Raw genomic sequence first — 25873 nt, 5'->3', positions numbered from 1 at the left:
GCCGAAAAACCTGAATAGAAAACCTTAACGATCCAAGCGATAAAGTCGATAACCATGTGGCAAGACATCAAAATGTTGAACGCGATTTCCGGCACCCTGCTGGGACTGGCTGCGCTCGCATTGCTGGCGTCTGGCGTCTGGTGGCTGGCGCAGCGTCCGATGTTTACGCTGAAGACGATCAGGATCGAAGGTGCGGGGCAGAGCGAACTGCGGCGCGTCAATCCGTTGATTGTCCGCGCCAGCGCGCTGCCGCGCATCAAGGGCAATTTTTTCACGGCCAACCTGGATACGGTGCGCAGCGCGTTCGAATCGGTGCCGTGGGTGCGCAAGGCGGCGGTGCAGCGCGAATGGCCGAATACGCTGATCGTGACGATTGAAGAGCATCAGCCGTTGGCTACCTGGGACGATGACGGCCGCCTGCTGTCGGTATATGGCGATTTGTTTACCGCCAACCTGGATGAGGCGGAAGAAGACGGCGAACTGCTGCGCTTGTCAGGCCCGAAAGGCAGTGAGAAAGATGTCACGGCGCGCCTGGCGGATTTTCGGGCATGGTTTGCGCCGCTGAAGCTGAACCCGGTAGAGGTGGATTTATCGAGCCGTTATGCGTGGACCGTGAAACTGGACAACGGCATGACGGTGGAGCTGGGGCGTGAGCAAAACAAGAGCACGCTGAAAGACCGTGTGGAACGGCTGGTGCAGATTTATCCGCAACTGCTGTCGCGTTTGCAGAACCGGATTGAGAGTGTAGATATGCGGTATCCGAATGGCTTGGCGCTGAAGGCTAGCGGTTTGTCGACCGGATTGGGAAGCAAGAAAAAATAAGCGAAACACTATGACAAAAGACGCAAAAAACCTGATCGTCGGTCTCGACATCGGCACCTCCAAGGTGGTGGCCGTGGTAGCCGAGGTATTGTCCGATGGGCGCCATGAAGTCATCGGCCTGGGCCAGGCTGAGTCCAAGGGGCTGAAAAAAGGCGTGGTGGTGAACATCGAGGCCACCGTCGAGTCTATCCAGCGCGCACTGGAAGAGGCGGAGCTGATGGCCGACTGCAAGATCCGCAACGTGTACACCGGGATCGCAGGCAGCCATATCCGCAGCTTCAATTCCAGTGGCATGGTGGCGATCAAGGATAAGGAAGTCAGCGCGGCCGACGTCTCGCGCGTTATAGAAACGGCGAAGGCGGTCAACATTCCGACCGACCAGCAATTGCTGCATACGGTGCCGCAGGAATTTATTGTGGACAGCCAGGAAGATGTGCGTGAACCAATCGGCATGAGCGGCATCCGACTGGAAGTCAAGGTGCACATCGTGACCGGTGCGGTGTCGGCGGTGCAGAACATCGTCAAGTGCATCCGCCGCTGCGGCCTGGAAGTGTCGGACCTGATCTTGCAGCCGATGGCGTCGGCCGATGCGGTGCTGACGCCAGACGAAAAAGAGCTGGGCGTGGTGCTGGTCGATATCGGCGGCGGCACCACCGACGTTGCGGTGTTCACCGAAGGCGCGATCCGCCATACCGCGGTAATCCCGATCGCCGGCGACCAGATCACCAACGACATCGCGATGGCGCTGCGTACGCCGACCAACGAGGCGGAAGAAATCAAGTTGCGCTACGGCGTGGCCAAGCAGATCCTGGCCGATCCGGGCGAGACGCTGGAAGTGCCGGGCCTGGGCGACCGCAATCCGCGCACCCTGTCGCGCCAGGCGCTGGCGGCGGTGATCGAGCCACGAGTCGAAGAGCTGTTTGCGCTGGTGCACCAGGTGGTGCGCGAGTCAGGTTACGAAGAAGTGTTATCGAGCGGAGTGGTGCTGACCGGCGGCTCGGCAATGATGCCCGGCATGATCGAACTGGCGGAAGACATTTTCCTCAAGCCTGCACGGCTGGGAACGCCGGACTACCGCGGCCAGCTGGCCGACGTGGTGCGCAGCCCGCGTTATTCGACTGTGCTGGGGCTGCTGCTGGAAGCGAAGAAGCAATACCTGCGCGGTTATATCGTGACACGCCAGGAAGGTTCGGCGAAGGCGATCTGGCAGCGCATGAAGGAATGGTTTTTGGGTAATTTCTAATACGGTTTTTAATACGAGATTTGTTTTTAACGTTGTTTGTGCAACACGCAGTTGTCAGTTGCTAGGCCTCACACAGCGTGATGCCTATTGACTGAATGCTGCATCTTTATGAGGAAATATCATGGAAATCGATATGCTTGACAATGCAACTTTGGGCACCGTGATTAAAGTTGTCGGCGTCGGTGGCGCCGGCGGCAATGCGGTCCAACATATGATCAACAAGGGTGTGTCAGGAGTGGAGTTCATCGCCGCCAACACCGATGCGCAGGCGCTCAAGCAATCGAAGGCGCACAACGTGATCCAGATCGGCGAGACCGGCCTGGGCGCGGGCATGAAGCCGTCGGTGGGTCGTCAGCTGGCCGAGGAATCGCGCGGCCGGATCGAAGACGCATTGCGCGGCGCGCACATGGTGTTCATCGCTGCCGGCATGGGCGGCGGCACCGGCACCGGCGCTGCGCCGGTGGTGGCGCAGATCGCCAAGGAACTGGGCGCGCTGACGGTGGCGGTAGTGTCGAAGCCGTTTTCGTATGAAGGCCAGAAGTGCATGGACATCGCCGACGAAGGCCTGGAAGCCCTGTCCCAGCATGTTGATTCGCTGATCATCATTCTCAACGAGAAGCTCGAAGAGATTTATGAAGACGACAGCATGATGGAGTGGTTGCAGCACGCCGACGACGTTCTCAACAACGCCGTTGCCGGTATTGCTGAAATCATCAATGTGCCTGGTCACATCAACGTCGACTTCAATGACGTCAAGACCATCATGGGCGAACAAGGCAAGGCGATGATGGGTACCGCTACCGCATCCGGCGTCGATCGCGCGCGCCTGGCGGCGGAGCAGGCGGTTGCCTCGCCGCTGCTGGACGGCATCGATCTGTCCGGCGCGCGCGGCGTGCTGGTCAACGTCACCGCCAGCCGCAGCCTGAAGGGTAAGGAAATCAAGGAAGTGATGGCGACCGTGCGTGCGTTTGCGGCGCCGGACGCTTCGATTGCCCAGGGCATCGCCTACGACGAAACCATGGGCGACGATATCCGTGTCACCGTGGTGGCCACCGGCCTGGGCCGTGCACGCAAGGCCGTGCAGCTGGTGCAGGCGCCGATGATGCGTACTGGCACCCACAACGAGCCGATGATGCATGGCCAGGCTTCGGTGGGACACGGCAGCTCTTCGTTCGAAGGCATGAAGGCGCCGGCGGTATGGCGTCGCGAGTCGGCTTCCGACACGGTGCGGGCTTTGGAAAAGAACGGCATGGAAACCTACGACATTCCGGCTTTCCTGCGCAAGCAAGCCGACTAAGTCAGGGCTCTTTAGTCTCAATGATGATGGCGGGTGCTGATACCCGCTATCATGGCCGGCATTCTGCATGAAGTTGCGGAACAGGGCATACTGCGGGTTCAACGCCGCGTCGAAAGGCGCGGCGTTTTCTTTTGTAGCATCCGCCAACATTCTGTGCCTCTGGAATACCGGCGCGCGCCTTAGCGTTGCGCCACGGGCTTCAGGGCATCCACACCTAGACAAGGAATTAATCATGACCATCAAGATCGGCGATAGCCTGCCGGAAGGCAAATTAGCAGAATTCATCGAAACCGAGACCGAAGGTTGTTCGCTCGGACCGAACTCGTTCAATGTCAGCGACCTGGTCAAGGGCAAGAAAATCGCCCTGTTCGCCGTGCCGGGCGCTTTCACGCCGACCTGTTCCGCCAAGCATCTGCCTGGCTACATCCAGCATGCGGCAGAATTCAAGGCCAAGGGCGTCGATGAAATCTGGGCGATCTCCGTCAACGATGCATTCGTCATGGGCGCCTGGGGCCGTGACCAGAAAGCCACCGGCATCGTGCGTTTGCTGGCTGACGGCAACGCCGATTTCGTCAAGGCGCTGGGCCTGGACGCCGATTTCGGCAAGTTCGGCATGGGCGTGCGCTCGCAGCGTTTCTCGGCGCTGATCGACGACGGCGTGGTCAAGCAGCTGAACGTGGAGCAGGGCGGCAAGTTCGAAGTGTCCAATGCGGAAACCCTGCTGGCGCAACTGGCCTAAAAGCTAGCCGTTGCGGGTAGAGTAGGCGGCGCCAGTGGCGCCGTTTTTCAGTTCCGGGGGCGGAAACATCCAGGCGTGTTTTTTACCCCACAATAACTACACATCGTTACAGAATAATTATCAGTCAGACTTATAATGTCATCATGTTGAAACAGCGCACTATCAAAAGAATTGTCAAGACGACAGGCATTGGCGTCCATTCCGGCACCAAGGTCGAGCTGACCCTGCGCCCGGCGGCAGTGGATACCGGCATCGTTTTCCGGCGCGTCGATATGGATCCTGCCATCGACTTCCCGGCCAAGGCCACCGAAGTCGGCGATACACGCATGGCCTCGGTGCTGGTCAAGGACGGCGTGCGGGTTTCCACCATCGAACATCTGATGTCGGCCTGCTCGGGGCTGGGCATAGATAACCTGTATGTCGACGTGACTGCCGAGGAAATCCCCATCATGGATGGCTCGGCCTCGTCGTTCGTATTCCTGCTGCAGCAAGCGGGGCTGGAAGAGCAAAACGCCGCCAAGAAATTCGTGCGCATCAAAAAATCGGTCGAGGTGCGTGAAGGCGAAGGCGACCGCGAGAAATGGGCGCGGCTCGATCCATGCAACGGTTTCAAGCTGAAATTCTTTATCGAATTCAACCATCCAGCGGTGGATGGCACCGGCCAGACCGCGGAAGTGGATTTCAGCATCCAGTCGTATGTGAAGGAAGTGGCGCGTGCGCGCACATTCGGTTTCATGCAGGATGTGGAAACCATGCGCGGCCTGGGACTGGCGCGCGGCGGTTCGCTGGAAAACGCCATCGTGATGGATGAGTACCGCATCCTCAACAGCGACGGTTTGCGCTACGAAAACGAGTTTGTCCGCCACAAGATCCTGGACGCCATCGGCGACCTGTACCTGATCGGCCATCCGCTGCTGGCCAGCTACACCGCCCACAAATCTGGCCATGGCCTGAACAACCAGCTGCTGCGCGCTTTACTGGCTCAGCCGGATGCCTATGAGGTGGTCAGCTTCGACGAGTTGACTGAAGCGCCCGGCGCTTATCAGCGTCAGGTCGGGCAAGAGTGGGCTCTCAACTAGCTGTCTGTGTATAATGCCATTTTTGCAAGATGGCGTTTATCCCCGCCCGTAGCGATTTATTTTTTATCGCTATAGCGCCTGACCATCGCTGCGATAGCATTTTTCAGTGCTTCGTTGGCAGCCGATGGCTCCAGTTCCTCCATCAGCGAAGAGAATGCCGAAACAGCTTTGGATGAAAGTAGTGCCTGCTTGACAGCAGGCGCTTTCATTAGGTTTTGGCTTACTTGCACTTTGATTCGGATTGCATTAATCTGCCAATTTCCTGCCAGCAATTGGTTTTGCAGGCGTGGCAGTTGCTGCTTCAATTTGCTTGCCAGAGCTGCATTGGGAGCTGACAGTACCAGCTGCCCGGCTTCGCATTGCAATACTTCGCAGGTACTGAACATGGCAGGCAATTCGGCGGCGCATTGCTTTTGCAGCGCCGCCATGCGTGTGACAGCGGGCAGCAAAGCCGCCATCTTGTCATTCCCCCGTAAAAAATCGGCAACGGCTTTTTGAGTTTGAGGCCTGGAACCCGTTGTCGCTGGCCGGTAAGAAGAAGGTGAGAGTCTACGCATGATGGTGAAACCATATCACACCTGTGACCCGCTCAGGGCTTCACCGGAGCTGCAATGCAGGTAATTCTGTTGCACCCGCGTTTTAATCGCGCAAAATCCATCACCTTAGGCGCCAGGCACATCACCCTGATGATCGTCGTTTTTTTACTGGCGGTATTGCTGGCGACCGGATTATTGTATTTCCTCACCGCCCGTTATGCGGTCGGCCTGCCGTTTGCGGGCAAGGCCGCCGGCGACGCTGTCGCCGGAGTGCAGGATAAAGACAAGTACCTGAAGGAAAACCTGGCGGCGATGGCCATCAAGCTCGGTGAAATGCAGGCGCAGCTGATGCGCCTGGATGCCTTGGGTGAGCGGGTCCAGGGCTTGGCTGGGGTCAAGCCGGAAGAGTTCAATTTCAAGGAAGCGCCGGGACGCGGCGGCGCCGAATCGAGCAGCCTGTACGACCGGCGCTCGCACGACATGAGCATGAGCGAATTCCAGCTGGCGCTGGACGCCATGTCGCGCGATGTCGGTTTCCGCACCGACTACCTGAACGTGGTCGAAACCGTACTGATGAGCGACCGCATCAAGTCCAAGCTGCTGCCGACCAACCAGCCGGTCAGCGTCAACTACAATTCCTCCAGCTTCGGCTGGCGGCTCGATCCGTTCACCGGCCGCAGTGCATTTCATGAGGGACTGGATTTTCCAGCCTCGGTCGGCACCAATATCGTCGCCGCGGCGGCCGGCGTGGTAATCGCGGCCGAATATCATCCGCAATACGGCAACATGCTGGATATAGACCACGGCAACGACATCATCACCCGCTACGCCCATGCCTCCAGGCTGTTTGTCAAAGTGGGCGACATCGTGCAGCGCGGCCAGCATATCGCCGATATCGGCACTACCGGGCGTTCGACCGGACCGCACCTGCATTTCGAAGTAAGAATCAAGGGCGTGGCGCAGGATCCGCGCAAGTTCCTGAACGCGGGCACCGACCTGGCCAAGATGGCAACATTGGCCGGGAAGTAATGAATGTTGTTGTAATGCAAGCACAGTAGAGCCCGGATGCGCCGGATGCCGGGCACAATTTGCGCAACTTGCTATTGTTTCCTGGTGCATAACCCCAATGTGTCGGGGACTGCATGATAAAATTCTCCGATTATTTATTTAGCCACAGCCCGGTTTCGGGGCCATCCACAAGATGCCGCGGAATGCCGCCGGCGCTTTTTTTAGAATCCAAGCATGTCATTACTGACCCAGATTTTCGGTAGCCGCAACCAGCGCCTGCTTAAGCAATATAAAAAAGTCGTCCGACAAATTAATGCACTTGAACCGGCGTTCGAAAAACTGTCCGATGCCGAGCTGCAGGCGAAAACGCCGGAGCTCAAGCAGCGCATAGCCGACGGCGAAAAGCTCGACGCCTTGCTGCCGGAAGCGTTCGCGGTTTGCCGTGAAGCCGGCAAGCGGGTCTTGAAAATGCGCCATTTCGACGTGCAGCTGATAGGCGGCATGGTATTGCATTACGGGAAAATTGCCGAAATGGGTACCGGCGAGGGCAAGACGCTGATGGCGACCCTGCCGGCATACCTGAATGCGCTGTCCGGCAAGGGCGTGCACGTGGTGACCGTGAATGACTACCTGGCGCAGCGCGATGCCGAGTGGATGGGACGTTTATACAGCTGGCTGGGTCTGACGACCGGGGTCAACCTGTCGTCGGTGGAGCATGACGCCAAGCAGGTCGCCTACGGCGCCGACATCACCTACGGCACCAACAACGAATTCGGTTTCGATTACCTGCGCGACAACATGGTGTACGACGCCGCCGACCGTGTGCAGCGTACCCTGAATTTCGCCATTGTCGATGAAGTCGACTCGATCCTGATCGACGAAGCGCGTACGCCGCTGATCATTTCCGGCCAGGCTGAAAATCACACTGACCTGTATTACAAGATCAATGAAGTGCCGCCGCTGCTGACCCAGCAGGTCGGCGAAGAAACGCCGGACGGCAAGGGCAAGGTTGAAGTCCCCGGCGATTACACCAAGGATGAAAAAGCGCACCAGGTGCTGCTGACCGAAGCCGGCCATGAAAAGGCCGAGCAGATCCTCACCGACATGGGTTTGCTGGCAGAAGGCGCCTCCCTGTACGACGCCGCCAACATCAGCCTGATCCATCACCTGTACGCCGCGTTGCGCGCGCACTCGCTGTACTTCAAGGACCAGCACTATGTGGTGCAGGGCGGCGAAATCGTCATTGTCGACGAATTCACCGGCCGCATGATGACCGGCCGCCGCTGGTCGGACGGCTTGCACCAGGCAGTGGAAGCCAAGGAAGGCGTCAAGATCCAGAACGAGAACCAGACCCTGGCCTCGATCACTTTCCAGAACTATTTCCGCATGTACGGCAAGCTGGCCGGCATGACGGGCACCGCCGATACCGAAGCCTACGAATTCCAGGAAATCTATGGCCTGGAAACCGTGGTGATCCCGCAAAACCGGCCGAACCAGCGCAAGGACCGGCAGGACCAGGTCTACAAGACATCGCAGGAAAAATACAATGCGATGCTGAAGGATATCCAGGACTGCTACGAGCGCGGGCAACCGGTGCTGGTGGGCACCACTTCGATCGAAAACTCGGAGCTGTTGTCTTCGATCCTGACCAAGGCCAAGCTGCCGCACAACGTGTTGAACGCCAAGCAGCACGCACGGGAAGCGGAAATCATCGCGCAGGCAGGCCGTCCGCAAGCGATCACTATCGCCACCAACATGGCGGGGCGCGGCACTGACATCGTGCTGGGCGGGAATGTCGAGAAGCAGATCCAGTTCATCGAAGCCGACGAGTCGCTCGGCGACACCGAAAAACAACTGCGCTCCGACAAGCTGCGCGATGATTGGCAATCGCTGCATGACCACGTGGTCAATGCCGGCGGCTTGCATATCATCGGCACCGAGCGCCATGAATCGCGGCGGGTGGATAACCAGTTGCGCGGCCGCGCTGCGCGCCAGGGCGATCCGGGCTCCTCGCGTTTCTACCTGTCGCTGGACGACGCCTTGCTGCGCATTTTTGCCGGCGACCGCGTGCGCGCCATCATGGACCGGCTGAAAATGCCGGAAGGCGAGCCGATCGAGGCTGGCATCGTGTCGCGTTCGATCGAATCGGCGCAGCGCAAGGTCGAGGCGCGCAACTTCGATATCCGCAAGCAGCTGCTGGAATATGACGATGTCGCCAACGACCAGCGCAAGGTGATCTACCAGCAGCGCAACGAATTGCTGGAATCGCAAGGCGTTTCCGAAACGGTGGCGTCGCTGCGCGAAGGTGTGCTGGACGATACTTTCCGTACCTATGTGCCGGAAGAGTCGCTTGAAGAGCAATGGAATATCCCGGCGCTGGAAACGGCCCTGGCCAACGACCTGCACCTGGAAGTACCGCTTGGCGAGATGCTGAAATCGGAACCGAACCTGACCGACGAAGATCTGCTGGAGCGTGTGCTGACCGCCGCCAGCACTACCTATGACACCAAGACCGAAATCGTTGGCAAGGAATCGTTCGCAGGCTTCGAACGCAGCGTCATGCTGCAAAGTGTCGACAGCCATTGGCGCGAGCATCTGGCTGCGCTGGACCATCTGCGCCAGGGGATCCACCTGCGCGGCTACGCGCAAAAGAATCCGAAGCAGGAATACAAGCGCGAAGCGTTTGAACTGTTTGGCCAGATGCTGGACCTGATCAAAAATGAAGTGGTCAAGGTGGTGATGACGGTGCGTATCGAAAACCGCGAGGAAATTGCGGCTGCCGAAGAAGAAATGGCGCAGTCCCACGTGGAAAACGTGCACTACCAGCATGCCGACTTCGATCCGAGCGCGGCGCCGGAAGCCTTGCTGGCGCCCACCGCGCATAGCGATGAATCGCAGCAGCCGGGCAGCAGCGTGCCGAAGGTCGGCCGCAACGATCCTTGCCCGTGCGGCAGCGGCAAGAAATACAAGCAGTGCCACGGCCAGCTGATGTAACCGGCAATGATGGGCAACGGCTAAAGCAGGGCGGGAAACCCGCCCTTTGCTTTTGTTGCGGCAGATGTACACATGGTCTGCGCATACGCCTTAATACCCCTTAAAATAAGCACTTGGATCAGCTGCCGGTCTGCTGGACCGGGCAACCACCCATTAATCTCGGCAAACCAGCGCCGCCAACACCTATATACCTAGTTAAGGATTCTCATGGCCGTCAATTCCCCCATTCCTGTCGCCGCCGATCTGCTGCCTGTGGCGGGCATCGAGCTTGGCCATGCCGAGGCCGGTGTGCGCAAAGCGAATCGCAAGGATTTGCTGGTGATGAAACTGGCGCCGACGGCGACGGTAGCCGGGGTGTTTACGCAAAACCGCTTTTGCGCTGCTCCGGTACAAGTCAGCAAAGCGCATCTGGCCGCCGCCGAGATTTCCGGCGAGCCTGTCCGTGCGCTGCTGATCAATACCGGCAACGCCAACGCCGGCACCGGCGAAGCCGGCCTGGCGGCAGCCAATGCCACTTGTGATGCGCTGGCGGAGTTGCTGGGCTGCCATGCAGCACAGATATTGCCGTTTTCGACTGGCGTGATCCTGGAGCCGCTGCCGGTGGAGCGCATCGCTGCCGGTTTGCCGCAGGCGATACAGAACCTGCAAAGCGACAACTGGTTCAATGCCGCCGAGGCTATCATGACTACCGATACGCAGCCAAAAGCTGCTTCACGCAGCCTGGTTATCGCCGGCAAAACGGTGACGCTGTCCGGCATCAGCAAGGGCGCCGGCATGATCAAGCCGAATATGGCGACAATGCTCGGTTTCCTGGCGATCGATGCGAAAGTGGCGCAGCCGGTGCTGGAGCACATGGTGCGCCAGGCCGCCGACCGTTCGTTCAACTGCATCACCATCGACGGTGATACCTCGACCAACGACTCGTTCATGCTGATCGCCACCGGCGCCGGCGAACTGGAAGTGAGCAGCGTCGATAGTCCGGAATATGCGGAGCTGGCGGCGGCTGTCACCGATATTTCCCGGCATCTGGCGCAAATGATCATCCGCGACGGCGAAGGCGCTACCAAGTTCATCACGATCACCGTGGAACAGGGGCAGAATGCTGCAGAATGCCGCAAGATCGCTTATTCGATCGCTCACTCGCCGCTGGTCAAGACGGCCTTCTTCGCCTCTGATCCTAACCTGGGCCGTATCCTGGCGGCTATCGGTTATGCTGGCGTCGACGACTTGGACGTCAGCAAGCTGGACCTGTACCTGGATGACGTCCTGGTGGCAAAAAGTGGTGGCCGCAATCCAGAATACCAGGAAGCCGACGGCCAGCGCGTCATGAAACAGAGCGAGATCCTGGTGCGGGTGCAACTGGCGCGAGGCGATGCCGATGCGACTGTGTGGACTTGCGATTTATCGCATGACTATGTCTCGATCAATGCTGACTATCGCTCCTGAGCCGATCATACTTTGAGAAAAATGCCGTCCGAGGCCGTTTGTCGGTCGCGGCGGCGAATTTGTTTTGACAAATAATATTCACCCAGCAGCGTTTTGCTTTACGTCAGAATGGGGAAATCCCATTTGTCACCAAACCAGCCATGACTCAATTAGACCAATTCCTGATCCGCGCCGAAGCCTTGCTGGCCCGGCTTGAATCCATCCTGCCGCAAGCCAAGGCTGCTCCCGACTGGCAGGCGGCGACCGCCTTTCGCTGGCGCCACCGCGGCGGATCTGCCGGCGGTTACCTGCAGGCAGTCGGCCATATTTCGGATATTGCGCTGTCGGATCTGCATAATATCGAAGTGCAGAAGCAGCAGATCGACCAGAATACCCGTCAGTTTGTCGACGGCCGGCCGGCCAACAACGTGCTGCTGACCGGCGCCCGCGGTACCGGCAAGTCGTCCCTGATCAAAGCTTGCCTGAACCAGTATGCTCCCCAGGGTTTGCGGCTGATCGAAGTGGATAAGGACGATTTGGCAGCGTTGCCGGATATTGTCGACCTTGTGGCGGAGCGGCCGGAACGCTTCATCATTTTTTGCGACGACCTTTCGTTCGAAGAGGGCGAGAGTGGTTACAAGGCGCTCAAAGTGGCGCTTGACGGCAGCATCGCCGCGCAGTCGGACAATGTGCTGATTTATGCCACTTCCAACCGGCGCCATTTGCTGCCGGAGCGGATGTCGGACAATGCCAGCTATAAAACTACCGAGGATGGAGATTTGCATCCGGGGGAAACCGTCGAAGAAAAGATTTCACTTTCAGAGCGCTTCGGATTGTGGGTATCGTTTTATCCGTTCAAGCAAGACGATTATCTGGACATCGTCGGCCATTGGCTCAGTCATTTCGGCTGCAATGCAGAGCAGATTGCGGAGGCGCGTGGCGATGCCTTGCGCTGGGCCCTGCAACGGGCTTCGCGTTCAGGCCGGGTTGCATGGCAGTTTGCCCGCGATTACGCCGGCAGAATGACGCCGCCATGACCGTTCTTGAGCGGGAACCGGTCAATGTAGCAGTCGGCATCCTGATGAAGCCCAACGGCGACGTGCTCCTGGGCCAGAGGCCGGCCGGCAAGCCGATGGCTGGTTACTGGGAGTTCCCGGGGGGGAAAGTCGAATCGGGAGAGTCGATTTTCGACGCCCTCAAGCGTGAACTGCTGGAGGAGCTGGGGGTTGAAATTGCCTCTGCCGAGCCCTGGTGCGGAATTGAACATTATTATCCGCATGCGCGCGTGCGTCTGCATTTCTACATCAGCCGCGAATGGCGCGGCGAACCGCAAAGCCTGGAAGGGCAGGCGTTTTCATGGCAAGGCAGCGTCGACGTCGAGCCATTGTTACCGGCGGCGATTCCCTTGATTGAATGGCTGGACGAATTGCGCCGAGAGAGCGCGTAACCTAGCTCGCTACCTCGAGTTATTGCGGCAGCTTGCCGTCGTCATCGATTTCATCGGGCGGATTGACCGCCGGAATCGCATATTTCTCTTCGGCCCAGGCGCCCAGGTCGATCTGCTTGCAGCGTTCCGAGCAAAACGGCCTGAACCGGTTGGCGGGAATCCATTCAACTTTTGTGCCGCATGTCGGGCAATCGACGGTAGTAGTCATACAAATCTATTCAAAAAACATTTAAAAATTACAAAGAGTGAGCTCGAACGGCACGTCGCCTTCATACGCTTTTGGCTTCAGGTCGCCGCCCTGGGTGGTGAAACGTACCCACAGCATGTACTTGTTGGCGGATATTTCAGGAATCGCCGCCAGCTGCTCATCAATGATCAGGCGCAGCATCTGGTAAGATTTTCCTTGCAGCATTTGCTGATAACTGCCGTTTTGTGCGTCTATCTTTACCGAACTTCCGGTTTCTCGTAGTAATCGCAATACAATGCTGATAGCGTCGAACAATGGCGCCAGCGGCGCGAACCAGCCGACGATATCGGCAAACCGCTGTTCGGCGGGGTGCTGTTGCCAGGCATAGTAGGAAGGCAGGTCGAATTCGCAGGCGCCGCCGGGAATGATGGTGCGGCCGCGGATGCTCATCAGCCATTCATTTTCGCGTATGTGCTGGCCGGTCTTGCCCTGGGTCGCCATCAGAGCCGTGCTGATCCGGTCTATCTCTTGCAGGATGGCGTCCAGCATGTCGGGCGCAACGTTGGGATTGGATTTAAAGCCGAGCAGGGTTTGTTTTTGTCGTTCCAGTTCTTGCAGCAAATCCGACTTCAGATCGGCGCGTCCGGCAACCTCCAGCATTTCGAAAATGGTGGACAGCGCGATATGGTGCTGCAGCGGACTTTCCTGCTGCACGAAAAAGCCGAATCTTTCGTGCAGGTCTTCCAGCCGCAACATGGTGCGAATGCGCTCGTTGAAAGGATATTCGTAGACGATCAAAGTGACATCCCTTAAAAATTTGAGCCGGATAAGACATGATTCTGAACGATGCGAACAGAAATTACAAATGCCCCTCTATTTTTAACATTGAGCGACAGGCTTCCTGCCTGATATATAAAGCTTTATACCATTATAACGATCGGCTCAATGCTTCATATAGCGCGTGTAATCGCGTCACTTGCGGCAATAGCGCCGCCGGCTCACTGTCATTGACAATCACATCGTCGGCGGCCTGCAGTCGTTGCTGCCTGGAGGCTTGGGTCGCCATGATGGCCCGTACTTGAGACGGCGTCATTGCATTGCGCTGCATCACACGTTCCAGCTGGATCTGTTCGTCGCAATCTACCACCAGTATGCGCTGTACCCGTTCTCTCCAGTTGCCGGACTCAACCAGCAGCGGGACTACAAAAATCAGGTACAAGCCTTGGGCATGTTGCGCCGCGCTGGCGGTTTCGGCCCGGATCAAAGGATGCAAGATGGCCTCCAGGCGTTGTTTTGCCTGCGGGTCCGAGAATACATGGGCGCGCATCATGGCCCGGTCCATGGCGCCGCTGGCGTCGATGAAAGCGCTGCCGAATTCGGCGGCAAGCGGCGCAATGGCGGCGCCGTCCGGCGCAGTCAGCTGATGAGCGATGACATCGGTGTCGATGACAGCGGCGCCCCGCTCGGCAAACATGTCGGCGACGGTGCTCTTGCCGCTGCCGATCCCGCCGGTCAGGCCGACGCTGAATCTGGGGTTGCCTTGCGCTGGCTGGTCGTGACTGGCCGCATGGTGCTGGTTCATACGATGTTAGGTAGCAAAACCGAAATAAGTTTCCAGAATTGTTTGACCGTAGAGCAGGGCCAGCAGGCCGGCGGCGGCCAGGTAGGGGCCGAAGGGGATGGGATTGTCGCGTCCGCGGCGGGCAAAAACGATCAATATGATCCCGACTGCCGCGCCCACCAATGATGAAAACAAGATGACGATGGGCAGCATCTTCCAGCCCAGCCAGGCGCCAAGCGCCGCCAGCAGCTTGAAATCGCCATAGCCCATGCCTTCCTTGCCGGTCAGCAGCTTGAATGCCCAGTAAATCGCCCACAGGCTCAGGTAGCCTGCCGCGGCGCCGATCACGGCGTCCTGTAAAGGCACGAACAGGCCGGACAGGTTCAGCAGCAGGCCTATCCAGAGCAGCGGCAGGGTCAGGTCGTCCGGCAGCAACTGGGTATCGGCGTCGATAAACGTCATCGCGATCAGCAGATAGACGAAAACCAGGGTCGCCAGGCCGACCCAGCCGCTGCCGAAGTGCCAGATGAGCAGGGCCGACAGCGCTCCGGTCAATGCCTCGACCAGAGGATAGCGCATCGAGATGGGGGTTTTGCAGGCTGCGCATTTGCCGCGCAAGGCCAAGTAACTCAAGATCGGCACATTCTCGAGCGCGCCGATCTGGTGTTTGCATTGTGTGCAAGCCGAGCGCGGAACCACCAGGTTGTAGCGCTCGGTATGCGGCAGCGGCTTGCCGCTTTCGTGGGCGACGTAATTATCCGATTCGCGCTGCATCATGACCGGCAGCCTGTGAATCACTACATTCAGGAAACTGCCGATCAATAATCCAAAAACAGCTGCCAGCGCGGTGGGAAGCAGGCTCCCCGCCGCCAGGAAAAAAATCCCGTCTTGCATCAGACCACCGAGCCTAACTTGAAGATTGGCAAGTACATGGCAACCACCAGGCCGCCGATCAGTACGCCTAGGATCACCATGATCAAGGGTTCCATCAGGCTGGACAGGGAGGCTACTGCGTCATCCACTTCAGCCTCGTAGAAATCGGCTACTTTACCTAGCATTTGATCCAGTGAGCCGGACTCTTCGCCGATCGAAACCATTTGCGTCACCATATTCGGGAATACATTGGCGTTTTCCATCGCTGCGGTCAAACTGGTGCCGGTACTGACCTCGCTCTGGATCTTCTTGGTGGCGTCCAGATAGACTGCATTGCCTGATGCGCCGCCTACCGAGTCAAGCGACTCTACCAATGGTACACCGGCGGCAAACATGGTGGCCAAAGTGCGAGTCCAGCGCGCAATCGTGGCTTTGCGTATCACGTCGCCGAAAACCGGCGCTTTTAGCAATAAACGATCCATGACCCGTTGCATTTTGAGCGAACGTCTCCAGGACTGGAAGAATAAATATAAGCCGGCAAATATGGTTGGGAAGATGATGTACCAGTTGCCCACCATGAAATCCGACATTGCCATTACCGCCATTGTCGGTGCCGGCAAGTCCGCGCCGAAGCTGGAAAACACCTGTTTGAAAGCGGGCACCACCCAGATCATGATGACCGCGGTTACGACAAACGCTACCGCCAGAATCGATACTGGATAAAATAATGCGGATTTGATTTTGCCTTTAATTGCGAGGGTTTTTTCCTTGTAGATCGCGAGCCGCTCCAGCAAGTCCTCAAGAATACCAGCCTGTTCGCCAGCACCAACCAGGTTGCAAAACAACGGGTCGAAATACAGCGGAAACTTGCGGAACGCCTGGCTCAGGCTGGTGCCGGTCTCCACATCGCCGCGGATGTCATTGACCAGTTTCGACACCGACGGATTGGCATGGCCCTTGGCCACGATGTCAAAAGACTGCAGCAAAGGCACGCCGGCCTTCATCATGGTAGCCAGCTGGCGGGTAAACAGGGAGATATCCTTGTCGGAAATTTTCTTCCCGCTGCGGAAGGTCTTCTTTTTAACCTTGGTGACCAAGATCCCCTGGCGCCGCATGGTGACGTTGACCACGGTCTCGCTGCCGGCGCGCAGTTCGCCGCGCACCACCTTGCCCTTTTTATCCTTGCCCTCCCAAAGATATACCCACTCTTTGACCTGACGTGCGCTTGCGGCGCTGCGTGCGGCAGTTGCCATGAACTATTCCCCTAAATTAGATATTGGTGCAGCCAAGCACTTCTTCGAGGCTGGTCAACCCTTGTTTAACCTTCATCAATCCTGACAAACGCAGGGTCTTGACCCCCTCGCGCTTAGCCTGCGCTTCGATTTCCAGCGCCGTGCCGTGCGCCAGGATAATCCGTTCTATTTCTTCGGTGATCGGCATGATCTGGTAGATGCCGACCCGCCCTTTGTATCCTGTGCCGTTGCAGCGATCGCAGCCGACCGCCTTGTACGGCATCCAGCTGCCGTCGAGGTCGTCCTCGGTGAAGCCGGCTTCCAGCAAGGCTTCTTCCTGGACGGTAATCGGCTGCTTGCAGCTGCACAGGCGGCGCGCCAGCCGCTGTGCAGTGATCAGGATCACCGACGAGGCGATATTGAAGGCCGGCACCCCCATGTTCATCAGACGCGTCAGCGTCGATGGCGCATCGTTGGTGTGCAGTGTGGAAAACACCATGTGCCCGGTTTGCGCGGCCTTGATCGAGATGTCGGCGGTTTCCAGGTCGCGGATTTCACCGACCATGATGATGTCGGGATCCTGCCGCAGGAAGGCTTTCAGCGCCACCGGGAAAGTCAGTCCGGCACGGTCGTTGATGTTGACCTGGTTCACGCCGGGCAAATTGATTTCGGCTGGATCTTCGGCGGTGGAAATGTTGATGCCGGGCTGGTTCAGGATGTTCAGGCAGGTATACAGCGATACGGTTTTGCCGGAACCGGTCGGCCCGGTCACCAGCACCATGCCGTAGGGACGCTGGATAGCCTCCATCAGGATTTCTTTCTGGTCCGGGTCGTAACCCAGCGCGTCAATCCCCATCTGGGCCTGGCTCGGGTCCAGGATCCGCATTACGACTTTTTCGCCAAACAAGGTCGGCAATGTGCTGACCCGGAAATCGATTGCGCGGGTCTTGGATACCGCCAGGCGCATGCGGCCATCTTGCGGCACCCGCTTTTCGGAAATATCCAGCTTGGAGATCACCTTGATGCGGGATACCAGTTTTTCCTTGATCGACAGCGGCGGCTGCGCCATGTCGCGCAAGACGCCGTCGACCCGGAAACGGATACGGTAGAATTTTTCGAACGGCTCGAAATGCAAGTCGGACGCGCCCTGGTTGATGGCGTCGGTCAGTATCTTCTGCAAGAACCTGACTACCGGCGCATCGTCGATATCGGTAGCCGCAGCATCGGCAACCGCTACCGCATCCTCTTCGACGAAGTTGATTTCCTGCTCGTCGCCGACCATTTCGTTGAGGCTTTGCTCGGCCGACTTGACCAGTTTCTGGATCTGTTTCAGCAGCACCGGGTGTTCGACGATGATCGGTTCAACCGTCAGCTCGGTCTGGAACTTGATCTGGTCCAGCGCCTGGATATTGGTCGGATCGGAAAAGGCGACATAGATCTTGTTGCCGCGTTTCGCCAGGGCCAATACGGAATGGGTTTCCATCAGCTTGGCGTCGATGGCTTTTTCCGGCAGCATGCCGAGGTTGAGTACGCTCAGGTCCAGCTGCGGATAACCGAAGGTCTCGGCGCAAAACAGGGCAAGCGAACGGGCATCCAGCTGCCCGCTTTCCAGCAAGGCGGAGATAAACGGCGTTTGACTCTCGCTAGCCTTTTTGTGCAAGGCCTCCAGCTGGGGTACGGAAAGACGTCCGGCTTGCAGCAATGCGCGGGCAAGTCCGGAGATCGGGCTGGTGGAATTAGCGTTGGGAAATACTGCTGCCATAGGGGGGTCAATACCAAAAGATGTGCCGAACCATTCGAACCGACCAATGATGCCCTACGGGAAACTCACTTGTAAAGGATTTGTGAAGAAATGTGTCGTAAAAGTTGCCGATGGGCAGTGTTTTTAATGTTCTTGTAGTTTATTCGGCCGCATCAATTTGGCAACCTTGATCGCCTGGTTTTGCACCTGCACGATTTCTATGATGCATCCGGCAATTTTCAGGCTGACATTGTTGTCGGGAATATCCTGCAGCCATTCGAGCAGCAGGCCGTTCAGGGTCTTGGGACCGTCGAGCGGAAAATTCAAGCCTAGCCGTTTGTTGATGTCGCGCAGGGTAGTCGTGCCCTCCAGCAGGCACTGTCCCTGCGGATTCCAGGAAAAACTGTCGGCGCGCGCCGCGCCCGGCTTGGAAGTGGTGAATTCGCCAATCATTTCTTCAATGATGTCTTCCAGCGTGACCAGTCCCTGTACTTCGCCATACTCGTCGACGATGATGCCCAGCCGTTCGTGGTTTTCCTGGAAATATTGCAGTTGCGTGAAAACGTCGGTGTCTTCCGGAACGAAATAAGGCGTAGTGAGCAGCTGGCGGAAATGTTCTACCGTCAGTTCCTCTTCCTGGTTCAGCAATACCATGGCCTTGCGCACGTGCAAAATGCCGACGATCTGGTTGATTTCACCTTCATATACCGGCAGCTTGTTGTGATAGCAGGTGGTCAGCTGGTGCTTGATATCCTCTACTGAAGCCGACAGGTTCAGCGCCTCGACTTGCGCCCGCGGCGTCATGACGTCTTCCACCGAGATTTTTTCCAGGTCGAACAGGTTGAGCAAGATGCTTTTGTGTTTTTGCGGCATGAAATTGCCGCCTTCGAGCACGATCGAACGCAGTTCTTCCGGCGATACCCGTTGTTCCTGCGCGTGTTTGCCGGTTTTGATGTGCAGCAGCCCGAGGATCGCCGACACGAACAGGTTGACGAACCAGATCAGCGGCTTGGCCAAAGCCATCAAAGGCTTGAGCACGAAACTGGTCGGCAGGGCAATGCGCTCGGGATAGGTCGCGCCTATCACTTTCGGCGTGATTTCGGCGAATACGATCAGCAGGAAGGCGACCGCCGCGGTAGCGATAGTGATCACTTCCTGGTGGTTGCCGAATGTCGTAATGGCAATCGCCGTCACCAGGGCGGTGGCCAGGGCGTTGACCAGGGTGTTGACGATCAGGATCAGCGACAGCAGCTTATCGGTCCGCTCCAGCAGCCATAGCGTGGTGGTCGCTGCTTTGCTGCCGCGCTTGGCCAGGTGGCGCAGGCGGTGCTTGTTGGCGGCGACTAGGGCGGTCTCCGCCATTGCAAAAAAAGCCGACAGGAAGATGAGTACGACTAGTGCAAGTAACTGCACCCATATGGGCACGGCATCCAAAGGGTCACCGTAAAGGAAAAGTTAATAAACCAATGTGTTTGTATGGTCGGGGTGAGAGGATTCGAACCTCCGGCCTCTACGTCCCGAACGTAGCGCTCTACCAGGCTAAGCTACACCCCGATCTAGCTGTCCAATGACTTGGACAGGTTTTGGGGCTGCCGGCCCGCACCGTGGCGCGCGGTGGCGATGCAGCAGTCCCCCTTGTTGAATTCTCAGTGATTCCGATCCACTGCGAACACGGATAATTGTAGCAAAGAATCCTTGAACTGACTATTTGGCAACCCGGAGATCGCCGCTGCCGCCCGCTGCGAGGCTTTCTCTGCTTCATGCCTGGTGTAGTTCAGGGCGCCCGAGCTGGTGATGGCGGCGAGGATTTCATCGAAATGCTGTTCATCGCCGTTTTCGATGCAGCTGCGCACCAGTGCGCGCTGTTCGGCGCTGCCATGCTCCATCAGATAAATCAGGGGCAAGGTCGGCTTGCCTTCACGCAGGTCGTCGCCGACATTCTTGCCGATATCGCCGGCATTGCCGGAATAATCCAGTACATCGTCGATCAGCTGGAAGGCGGTGCCGAGCGAGCGGCCGTATTCGCCGGCAGCGTCAATCGCATCGTCGCCGGCGCCTGCAATCAGGGCGCCGAGCTGCGCCGCCGCCTCAAACAGCTTGGCGGTCTTGGAGCGGATCACCTGCAGGTAATTTTCTTCGGACACGTCCGGATTGTGCATATTCAGCAATTGCAGCACTTCGCCTTCGGCGATGACGTTGGTGGCGTCGGCGACGATCTGCATCACGCGCGCATTATCGACCGCCACCATCATCTGGAAGGCGCGCGAATACAGGAAGTCGCCCACCAGCACCGAGGCGGCGTTGCCGAACAGCGCATTGGCGGTCTGGCGGCCGCGCCGCAAGGACGATTCATCGACCACGTCGTCGTGCAGCAGGGTTGCGGTATGGATGAATTCGATCACCGCCGCCAGTTCGTGGTGTTTTTCGCCGCTGTAGCCGTAGGCCTGGGCCATCAGCAGCACCAGCACCGGGCGCAGGCGCTTGCCGCCGGCGCTGATGATGTATTCGGCAATCTGGTTCACCAGCGGCACATCGGAATGCAACTGCCGGCGAATCACTGCGTTGACCGCTTCCATATCGGCCGCGATCGGGGACATCATGAATTGTGAGGATGAAGTGTTGGGAGCGGCTGACAAAATAAAACCTGTTGGAAATCGATTGTGCCGTGATTATACGATGACAGCCAGGATTAGGGCCCGTTGGCCCCAAATTGGCTCTCGCCCGAACTGGTACTGGCATACCGGACAGTGCCGCCTCGCGCTGGCGCGGCGCTGTCCGGTCCCAGGGATATTGCTATCCCTTTAACTTTGCAAAAGCGGCGGCCATGGCGCTATTTGCCGGCGCCGGCGCTGCCTGCTTTTGCTGCGACAGGCGCTTGGCGTCGTTGCGGTCGGCGCGCTGCTCCGGTTTGGCGCCGGCGACCGGCGCGTTGTCGGTCAGGCGCATGGTCAGCGCGATACGCTTGCGCTTTTCGTCGACTTCCAGCACTTTCACCTTGACCACCTGGCCGGCCTTGACCACGCTGTGCGGATCCTTGACGAAAGTATTCGAGAGCGCGGAAATATGCACCAGGCCGTCCTGATGCACGCCGATGTCGACAAACGCACCAAACGCCGCCACATTGGTGACCACGCCTTCCAGGATCATGTCGGGACGCAAGTCGCGGATTTCTTCGACTCCCTCCTTGAAGGTCGCGGTGGTGAATTCCGGGCGCGGGTCGCGGCCTGGTTTTTCCAGTTCCTTGAGGATGTCGGCGATGGTCGGCACGCCGAATTTTTCATCGGCGTATTTGGCCGGGTTGAGCGATTTCAGCAGCCTGTCGTCGCCGATCACGCCCTTGACGTCTTTCTTGATGTCGGCCAGGATCTTTTCCACCAGCGGATAGGATTCCGGATGCACCGCGGAGCCGTCCAAAGGGTTGTCGCTGTTCATGATGCGCAGGAAACCGGCTGCCTGTTCAAAGGTTTTTTCACCCAGGCGCGGCACCTCCCGCAGCCCAGCGCGCGAGGTGAACATGCCTTTCATGTCGCGATAAGTGACGATGCTCTGGGCAACGCTGGCATTGAGGCCGGAAACCCGCGCCAGCAGCGGCGCCGAGGCGGTGTTGACGTCTACCCCGACGGCATTCACGCAATCTTCCACCACCGCGTCCAGCGAACGCGCCAGCTGGGTCTGGCCGACGTCATGCTGGTACTGGCCGACGCCGATCGACTTCGGATCGATCTTCACCAGTTCCGCCAGCGGATCTTGCAGGCGGCGCGCAATCGACACTGCGCCGCGCAGCGAGACGTCCATGTCCGGCAGTTCGCGCGAGGCGAATTCCGAGGCCGAATACACTGAAGCGCCGGCTTCCGACACCACGATCTTGGTCAGCTTCAGCTCCGGCCGCAGCTTGATCAGGTCTTGCGCCAGCTTGTCGGTTTCACGCGAAGCGGTGCCGTTGCCAATCGAAATCAGCGACACCTTGTGCTTTTCCGCCAGTTGCGCCAGCGTGTGCAGCGAACCGTCCCAGTCGTTGCGCGGCTGGTGCGGATAAATCGCGGTGGTGTCGACCACCTTGCCGGTAGCGTCGATCACGGCCACCTTGACGCCGGTGCGCAGGCCGGGATCGAGGCCCATGGTGGCGCGCGGCCCGGCCGGCGCCGCCAGCAGCAGCGCTTTCAGGTTGCGCGCGAAGACGTTGATTGCTTCCACCTCCGCGGTTTCGCGCAGCTTCGTCATCAGCTCGGTTTCCAGGTGCATGAAGACCTTGACGCGCCAGCTCCAGCGTACCGTGTCGCTCAGCCATTTGTCGGCGCCGCGGTTCTTGTTGCTGATGCCGAAACGGGCGGCGATGCGTCCTTCGCACGGATTGTGCGGGGCATCCCATTTCGGTTTTTCTTCTTCCGTGTCGAGGCGCAGCACCACATTCAGGATTTCTTCGCGGCGACCGCGGAACAGCGCCAGCGCGCGGTGCGACGGGATCGTGCCTATGGTTTCGGAATAGTCGAAGTAGTCGGCGAATTTTTCGCCGGCATCCTGCTTGCCTTCCACCACTTTCGATTCGACCACGCCGTGCTCGGTCAGGTATTCGCGCAGCGCCTGCAGCAGCGCGGCGTCTTCCGAGAATCGCTCCATCAGGATCTGGCGCGCGCCGTCGAGCGCGGCCCTGGCATCGGCGATGCCAGGGTTATCGCCATTGTCGGTGCTGAATGCCGGCTTCAGGTATTTGTCGGCTTCTTGTTCCGGATTCAGTTCGGGATTGGCCAGCAGTGTATCGGCCAGCTCGGTCAAGCCAGCCTCTGCGGCGATCTGGGCCTTGGTGCGGCGCTTCAGCTTGTACGGCAGGTACAAGTCTTCGAGCCGGGTCTTGTCCTCTGCCAGCGAGATCGCCTGCAATAGAGCTGGCGTCATTTTCCCTTGTTCTTCAATCGAGGCCAGGATCGCGCTGCGGCGAACTTCCAGTTCGCGCAGGTAGCGCAGGCGTTCTTCCAGCAAGCGCAACTGGATATCGTCCAGGCCGCCAGTGGCTTCCTTGCGGTAGCGAGCGATAAAAGGCACGGTGGCGCCTTCGTCCAGCAGGGCGACGGCAGCGGCGACCTGCACCGGTTTGGCGGCAAGTTCAAGGGCGAGACGTTGTTCGATCGAAGGCAGCATAGAGAGTCGAGGGTCTTAAGAATGAAAATCAAGCGTTGGATCATACGCAATCCAGATAATTCCGCCAGTCTTGACAGTCCGAAAAGAAGCCGCCCTGAAAATCCCCTGAACTGAAAAGCTTGTCATATCACCATATTTTTATTTCCTGGTGGTATTATTTATGCACGCTTGTCAGACTGTTCGATAGACAACTGTCAGATGAGTCTGAGCAGACGTGAGGAAAATGGTTGTAAATGAAAAATATTGTTAAATGATAATTTTTTTCTTGTTTGCCGATGAGTCAGCAAATATGCTTGTGGCCGTATGCGACAGGGCGAAGAGGTAAAGCCCGTTGTTCATTAATCACACAGTAGTATTTCTTCAGGAGTCAAATATGCATCTTTCTAAACGTCTGGGCGCAGAAGCCCTTGGCACATTCTGGCTGGTTCTCGGCGGTTGCGGCAGCGCAGTGCTGGCGGCAGGGTTTCCAGGCCTGGGAATCGGTTTTCACGGCGTCGCGCTGGCTTTCGGCTTGACCGTGCTGACGATGGCGTTCGCCATCGGCCATATTTCCGGCTGCCACCTGAATCCGGCAGTGACGCTCGGACTGGCTACCGCCGGCCGTTTCCCGAAAAGCGAAATCCTGCCTTACTGGATCGCCCAGGTCGTCGGCGGCATCATCGCCGCCTGCATCCTGTACCTGATCGCCACCGGCAAAGCGGGCGCGGAGATCGGCAATTTCGCCGCCAACGGCTATGGCGACCATTCGCCGGGTCTGTATTCGATGAATGCGGCCCTGATCTCTGAAGTAGTGATGACTTTCATCTTCCTGATCGTGATCCTGGGGGCGACAGACAAGCGGGCGCCGGCCGGCTTTGCGCCGATCGCGATCGGCCTGTGCCTGACCCTGATCCACCTGATCAGCATTCCGGTTACCAATACTTCGGTGAATCCAGCGCGCAGCACCAGCCAGGCGCTGTTTGTCGGCGGCTGGGCGTTGCAGCAGCTGTGGCTGTTCTGGCTGGCGCCGCTGGTCGGTGCGGTTATCGCGGGTATCGTGTACCCGGCAATCTGGGGCGAGAAGGACTGATGTCCTGACTTTGCATGGATGTAAAAAAGCGCGGCATGCCGCGCTTTTTTGTTTTCTGCCGATTAACTTGGTTCTTTGCGCCTGCCGCCGCTGACGCGTTCGATGCCGGCGATGTCTTCCCAGCTTTGCACGGCGTCGAATTGCTGTGCCTGCAGCAGTTCGCGCACTGCCGGCGCCTGGTCGTAACCATGTTCCATCAACAGCCAGCCGCCGTCTTTCAGGTGGCGCGCTGCGCCGCCGATGATGATGCGCAGCGCGCTCAGGCCGTCCGCATGGTCGGTCAGCGCATCTTGCGGCTCGAAACGCAGGTCGCCTTGCGTCAGGTGGCGGTCGCCGGCAACGATATACGGTGGATTGGCAACGATCAGGTTGAACTGCTGGCCGTCCAGCGCGCCATACCAGCTGCTTAACAATAGCTGCATGGGCAGCTTGCCTGGCGCCAGATGGTGGGCGGCATTGCGGCTGGCGACCGCCAGCGCGGCGGCGCTGACGTCCAGCGCGGTCAGTTGCAGGTCCGGCCGGCTGTGGGCGATGGCGACCGCGATGGCGCCGGAGCCGGTGCCCAGGTCCAGCACGCTCAGCATATTGAGGGTGCCGGCGGCGGGTAAATGCTGTAGCGCCAGGTCCACCAGCAGCTCGGTCTCGGGGCGCGGGATCAGGACGTCCGGGGTGACTTCGAGTTGCAAGCCATAAAATTCGCGTTGGCCGACAATGTACGCAATCGGTTCGCCCAGCAGGCGCCGCTGAAACAAGGCCGACAGCTGCTGCGCTTGCCGGGCGTCGATAGTTCGCTCGTCCTGGGTAATCAGCTGTATTCGCGTCAGCTGCAGCGCGTGCATCAGCAGGATGCGGTTTTCCAGCGGGTTGAGCGGCGCCTGCTTCAATATCGCGGCGATGCTGGCGCCTGCTTCTATTGCGAACGTATCGGGAATTCCAGTCATCTCACTGCGTCGTTTAGTAGCGGCTATTGCGTTTGAACAGTGTAGCCACCAGGATCACGATCAGCACCACAAACCACAGCAGCGACCATTGCGGGATCGACAGGCCGAGGATCGGGTCGTAAGGGGTCGAGCAGAGCGCGTAGGCGTCTACCTTGAACACGGACGGCAGCAAGGTGGCCGGCGGCAAGGCGTTCATGGGTGCTTCCAGCGCATCGCGGCCGCACGAGACCGAGGGGTGGGCAATGATCCACAGGTGCCAGATGGCGGTGCCGGCGCCGCCCAGTCCTGCCAGGATGCCGATTCCCGCGCCGGCTTTCTGGGCGCCGGCCGGCAAGCCGGCGCAAATCAGGCAAATCAGCGCAATTGCCGCGAATGCATAACGCTGTATCACGCACAGCGGACAAGGCTGCATGTCCTGGTAGTGCTGCAAATACAATGCGCCGCCCAGGATGGCGAGGGCGATGAAGGCGACTGCAAGCAAAACGGATTTGGATGTTTTCATTTTTGGATTGTGATTTGAGTCGATGAGGGCCTGTCGCGAGT

Annotated in this window: 23 protein-coding genes and 1 tRNA gene; 11 read left to right on the top strand and 13 right to left on the bottom strand. The window is 58.5% G+C overall.

Going from position 1 to position 25873, the window contains the following annotated elements; translation table 11 throughout:
• The first annotated feature begins 54 nt into the window (after positions 1-54).
• The 5 genes from CFter6_RS22055 to lpxC all read left to right on the top strand — a co-directional run bounded on the left by CFter6_RS22055 (position 55) and on the right by lpxC (position 5180).
• Complete coding sequence (locus CFter6_RS22055; RefSeq protein WP_014007914.1) at positions 55-822, top strand: cell division protein FtsQ/DivIB; 768 nt, start codon at positions 55-57, stop codon at positions 820-822.
• A gap of 10 nt (positions 823-832) precedes the next feature.
• On the top strand, positions 833-2065 hold the full coding sequence (gene ftsA / locus CFter6_RS22050; protein WP_014007913.1) for a cell division protein FtsA: 1233 nt from the start codon (positions 833-835) through the stop codon (positions 2063-2065).
• Between the two features lie 121 nt (positions 2066-2186).
• Positions 2187-3362 (top strand): cell division protein FtsZ, encoded by a 1176-nt coding sequence (gene ftsZ, locus CFter6_RS22045; RefSeq protein WP_014007911.1) that lies wholly within the window; start codon positions 2187-2189, stop codon positions 3360-3362.
• Between the two features lie 232 nt (positions 3363-3594).
• Positions 3595-4101: a peroxiredoxin gene (locus CFter6_RS22040; protein ID WP_061541732.1), complete on the top strand. Its 507-nt coding sequence runs from the start codon at positions 3595-3597 to the stop codon at positions 4099-4101.
• A 143-nt stretch (positions 4102-4244) separates the two neighbouring features.
• Positions 4245-5180: a UDP-3-O-acyl-N-acetylglucosamine deacetylase gene (gene lpxC / locus CFter6_RS22035; protein ID WP_061541731.1), complete on the top strand. Its 936-nt coding sequence runs from the start codon at positions 4245-4247 to the stop codon at positions 5178-5180.
• A gap of 56 nt (positions 5181-5236) precedes the next feature.
• Here the strand turns inward: lpxC and CFter6_RS22030 are convergent, their stop codons facing one another.
• Positions 5237-5638: a hypothetical protein gene (locus CFter6_RS22030; RefSeq protein WP_236904444.1), complete on the bottom strand. Its 402-nt coding sequence runs from the start codon at positions 5636-5638 to the stop codon at positions 5237-5239.
• Positions 5639-5791: 153 nt separating this feature from the next.
• On the opposite strand from CFter6_RS22030, the gene CFter6_RS22025 reads away from it, so the two are divergent.
• The 5 genes from CFter6_RS22025 to mutT all read left to right on the top strand — a co-directional run bounded on the left by CFter6_RS22025 (position 5792) and on the right by mutT (position 12590).
• Positions 5792-6745, top strand: coding sequence for a M23 family metallopeptidase (locus CFter6_RS22025; protein ID WP_061541729.1), 954 nt, complete (start codon positions 5792-5794; stop codon positions 6743-6745).
• Positions 6746-6958: 213 nt separating this feature from the next.
• Positions 6959-9718, top strand: coding sequence for a preprotein translocase subunit SecA (gene secA / locus CFter6_RS22020; protein ID WP_061541728.1), 2760 nt, complete (start codon positions 6959-6961; stop codon positions 9716-9718).
• Between the two features lie 207 nt (positions 9719-9925).
• A complete protein-coding gene (argJ, locus tag CFter6_RS22015) occupies positions 9926-11164 on the top strand; it encodes a bifunctional glutamate N-acetyltransferase/amino-acid acetyltransferase ArgJ (RefSeq protein ID WP_061541727.1) in 1239 nt (412 codons plus the stop codon).
• A gap of 140 nt (positions 11165-11304) precedes the next feature.
• Entirely contained in the window at positions 11305-12180 is an 876-nt protein-coding gene (locus CFter6_RS22010) for an ATP-binding protein (protein WP_061541726.1), read from the top strand.
• Positions 12177-12590 (top strand): 8-oxo-dGTP diphosphatase MutT, encoded by a 414-nt coding sequence (mutT, locus tag CFter6_RS22005; protein WP_061541725.1) that lies wholly within the window; start codon positions 12177-12179, stop codon positions 12588-12590. The genes CFter6_RS22010 and mutT overlap by 4 nt, the downstream gene beginning before the upstream one ends.
• Positions 12591-12609: 19 nt before the next feature.
• Here the strand turns inward: mutT and CFter6_RS22000 are convergent, their stop codons facing one another.
• The 10 genes from CFter6_RS22000 to CFter6_RS21955 all read right to left on the bottom strand — a co-directional run bounded on the left by CFter6_RS22000 (position 12610) and on the right by CFter6_RS21955 (position 23320).
• Positions 12610-12798 (bottom strand): DNA gyrase inhibitor YacG, encoded by a 189-nt coding sequence (locus tag CFter6_RS22000; RefSeq protein ID WP_061541724.1) that lies wholly within the window; start codon positions 12796-12798, stop codon positions 12610-12612.
• 21 nt (positions 12799-12819) lie between these two features.
• Complete coding sequence (gene zapD / locus CFter6_RS21995; protein ID WP_014007901.1) at positions 12820-13575, bottom strand: cell division protein ZapD; 756 nt, start codon at positions 13573-13575, stop codon at positions 12820-12822.
• Positions 13576-13705: 130 nt separating this feature from the next.
• Positions 13706-14359, bottom strand: a complete 654-nt coding sequence (gene coaE, locus CFter6_RS21990; protein WP_061541723.1) for a dephospho-CoA kinase — start codon at positions 14357-14359, stop codon at positions 13706-13708.
• A 6-nt stretch (positions 14360-14365) separates the two neighbouring features.
• Entirely contained in the window at positions 14366-15232 is an 867-nt protein-coding gene (locus CFter6_RS21985) for a prepilin peptidase (protein ID WP_061541722.1), read from the bottom strand.
• Positions 15232-16464 carry a type II secretion system F family protein gene (locus CFter6_RS21980; RefSeq protein ID WP_061541721.1) on the bottom strand — a complete coding sequence of 411 codons (1233 nt, stop codon included), beginning with the start codon at positions 16462-16464 and terminating at the stop codon, positions 15232-15234. Before CFter6_RS21980 ends, CFter6_RS21985 begins: the two co-directional genes overlap by 1 nt.
• 16 nt (positions 16465-16480) lie before the next feature.
• Positions 16481-18205, bottom strand: coding sequence for a type IV-A pilus assembly ATPase PilB (gene pilB / locus CFter6_RS21975; RefSeq protein WP_014007897.1), 1725 nt, complete (start codon positions 18203-18205; stop codon positions 16481-16483).
• 123 nt (positions 18206-18328) lie between these two features.
• Positions 18329-19618 carry an HlyC/CorC family transporter gene (locus CFter6_RS21970; protein ID WP_014007896.1) on the bottom strand — a complete coding sequence of 430 codons (1290 nt, stop codon included), beginning with the start codon at positions 19616-19618 and terminating at the stop codon, positions 18329-18331.
• 43 nt (positions 19619-19661) lie between these two features.
• Positions 19662-19738, bottom strand: a tRNA-Pro gene (locus tag CFter6_RS21965).
• Positions 19739-19830: 92 nt separating this feature from the next.
• Positions 19831-20781, bottom strand: a complete 951-nt coding sequence (ispB, locus tag CFter6_RS21960; protein WP_150118924.1) for an octaprenyl diphosphate synthase — start codon at positions 20779-20781, stop codon at positions 19831-19833.
• 196 nt (positions 20782-20977) lie between these two features.
• Positions 20978-23320 carry a Tex family protein gene (locus CFter6_RS21955; RefSeq protein ID WP_061541719.1) on the bottom strand — a complete coding sequence of 781 codons (2343 nt, stop codon included), beginning with the start codon at positions 23318-23320 and terminating at the stop codon, positions 20978-20980.
• A gap of 373 nt (positions 23321-23693) precedes the next feature.
• Between CFter6_RS21955 and aqpZ the strand changes: the two genes are divergently transcribed.
• Positions 23694-24389 carry an aquaporin Z gene (gene aqpZ, locus CFter6_RS21950; RefSeq protein WP_061541718.1) on the top strand — a complete coding sequence of 232 codons (696 nt, stop codon included), beginning with the start codon at positions 23694-23696 and terminating at the stop codon, positions 24387-24389.
• A 62-nt stretch (positions 24390-24451) separates the two neighbouring features.
• On the opposite strand, the gene prmC is transcribed toward aqpZ, so the two are convergent.
• Positions 24452-25330 (bottom strand): peptide chain release factor N(5)-glutamine methyltransferase, encoded by an 879-nt coding sequence (prmC, locus tag CFter6_RS21945; protein WP_061541717.1) that lies wholly within the window; start codon positions 25328-25330, stop codon positions 24452-24454.
• 13 nt (positions 25331-25343) lie between these two features.
• Positions 25344-25832: a disulfide bond formation protein B gene (locus CFter6_RS21940; protein WP_061541716.1), complete on the bottom strand. Its 489-nt coding sequence runs from the start codon at positions 25830-25832 to the stop codon at positions 25344-25346.
• Positions 25833-25873 lie beyond the last annotated feature (41 nt).

The sequence above is a fragment of the Collimonas fungivorans genome, from assembly GCF_001584145.1.
Lineage (GTDB): Bacteria > Pseudomonadota > Gammaproteobacteria > Burkholderiales > Burkholderiaceae_D > Collimonas > Collimonas fungivorans.
The sequence above is the reverse complement of the archived record's forward strand: the minus strand, read 5'-3'. Positions and strand labels throughout refer to the sequence as shown.

What these genes read in the sequence shown, in the direction of transcription:
- argJ (WP_061541727.1), top strand. Translation starts at nt 9,926, where the DNA reads ATGGCCGTCAATTCCCCCATTCCTGTCGCCGCCGATCTGCTGCCTGTG.
- CFter6_RS21955 (WP_061541719.1), bottom strand. Translation starts at nt 23,320, where the DNA reads ATGCTGCCTTCGATCGAACAACGTCTCGCCCTTGAACTTGCCGCCAAA.
- CFter6_RS21940 (WP_061541716.1), bottom strand. Translation starts at nt 25,832, where the DNA reads ATGAAAACATCCAAATCCGTTTTGCTTGCAGTCGCCTTCATCGCCCTC.
- ftsZ (WP_014007911.1), top strand. Translation starts at nt 2,187, where the DNA reads ATGGAAATCGATATGCTTGACAATGCAACTTTGGGCACCGTGATTAAA.
- CFter6_RS21980 (WP_061541721.1), bottom strand. Translation starts at nt 16,464, where the DNA reads ATGGCAACTGCCGCACGCAGCGCCGCAAGCGCACGTCAGGTCAAAGAG.
- lpxC (WP_061541731.1), top strand. Translation starts at nt 4,245, where the DNA reads ATGTTGAAACAGCGCACTATCAAAAGAATTGTCAAGACGACAGGCATT.
- mutT (WP_061541725.1), top strand. Translation starts at nt 12,177, where the DNA reads ATGACCGTTCTTGAGCGGGAACCGGTCAATGTAGCAGTCGGCATCCTG.
- CFter6_RS22055 (WP_014007914.1), top strand. Translation starts at nt 55, where the DNA reads ATGTGGCAAGACATCAAAATGTTGAACGCGATTTCCGGCACCCTGCTG.
- coaE (WP_061541723.1), bottom strand. Translation starts at nt 14,359, where the DNA reads ATGAACCAGCACCATGCGGCCAGTCACGACCAGCCAGCGCAAGGCAAC.
- prmC (WP_061541717.1), bottom strand. Translation starts at nt 25,330, where the DNA reads ATGACTGGAATTCCCGATACGTTCGCAATAGAAGCAGGCGCCAGCATC.
- CFter6_RS22030 (WP_236904444.1), bottom strand. Translation starts at nt 5,638, where the DNA reads ATGGCGGCTTTGCTGCCCGCTGTCACACGCATGGCGGCGCTGCAAAAG.
- CFter6_RS22000 (WP_061541724.1), bottom strand. Translation starts at nt 12,798, where the DNA reads ATGACTACTACCGTCGATTGCCCGACATGCGGCACAAAAGTTGAATGG.
- secA (WP_061541728.1), top strand. Translation starts at nt 6,959, where the DNA reads ATGTCATTACTGACCCAGATTTTCGGTAGCCGCAACCAGCGCCTGCTT.
- aqpZ (WP_061541718.1), top strand. Translation starts at nt 23,694, where the DNA reads ATGCATCTTTCTAAACGTCTGGGCGCAGAAGCCCTTGGCACATTCTGG.
- CFter6_RS22010 (WP_061541726.1), top strand. Translation starts at nt 11,305, where the DNA reads ATGACTCAATTAGACCAATTCCTGATCCGCGCCGAAGCCTTGCTGGCC.
- CFter6_RS22040 (WP_061541732.1), top strand. Translation starts at nt 3,595, where the DNA reads ATGACCATCAAGATCGGCGATAGCCTGCCGGAAGGCAAATTAGCAGAA.
- ftsA (WP_014007913.1), top strand. Translation starts at nt 833, where the DNA reads ATGACAAAAGACGCAAAAAACCTGATCGTCGGTCTCGACATCGGCACC.
- CFter6_RS21985 (WP_061541722.1), bottom strand. Translation starts at nt 15,232, where the DNA reads ATGCAAGACGGGATTTTTTTCCTGGCGGCGGGGAGCCTGCTTCCCACC.
- pilB (WP_014007897.1), bottom strand. Translation starts at nt 18,205, where the DNA reads ATGGCAGCAGTATTTCCCAACGCTAATTCCACCAGCCCGATCTCCGGA.
- CFter6_RS22025 (WP_061541729.1), top strand. Translation starts at nt 5,792, where the DNA reads ATGCAGGTAATTCTGTTGCACCCGCGTTTTAATCGCGCAAAATCCATC.
- ispB (WP_150118924.1), bottom strand. Translation starts at nt 20,781, where the DNA reads ATGTCCCCGATCGCGGCCGATATGGAAGCGGTCAACGCAGTGATTCGC.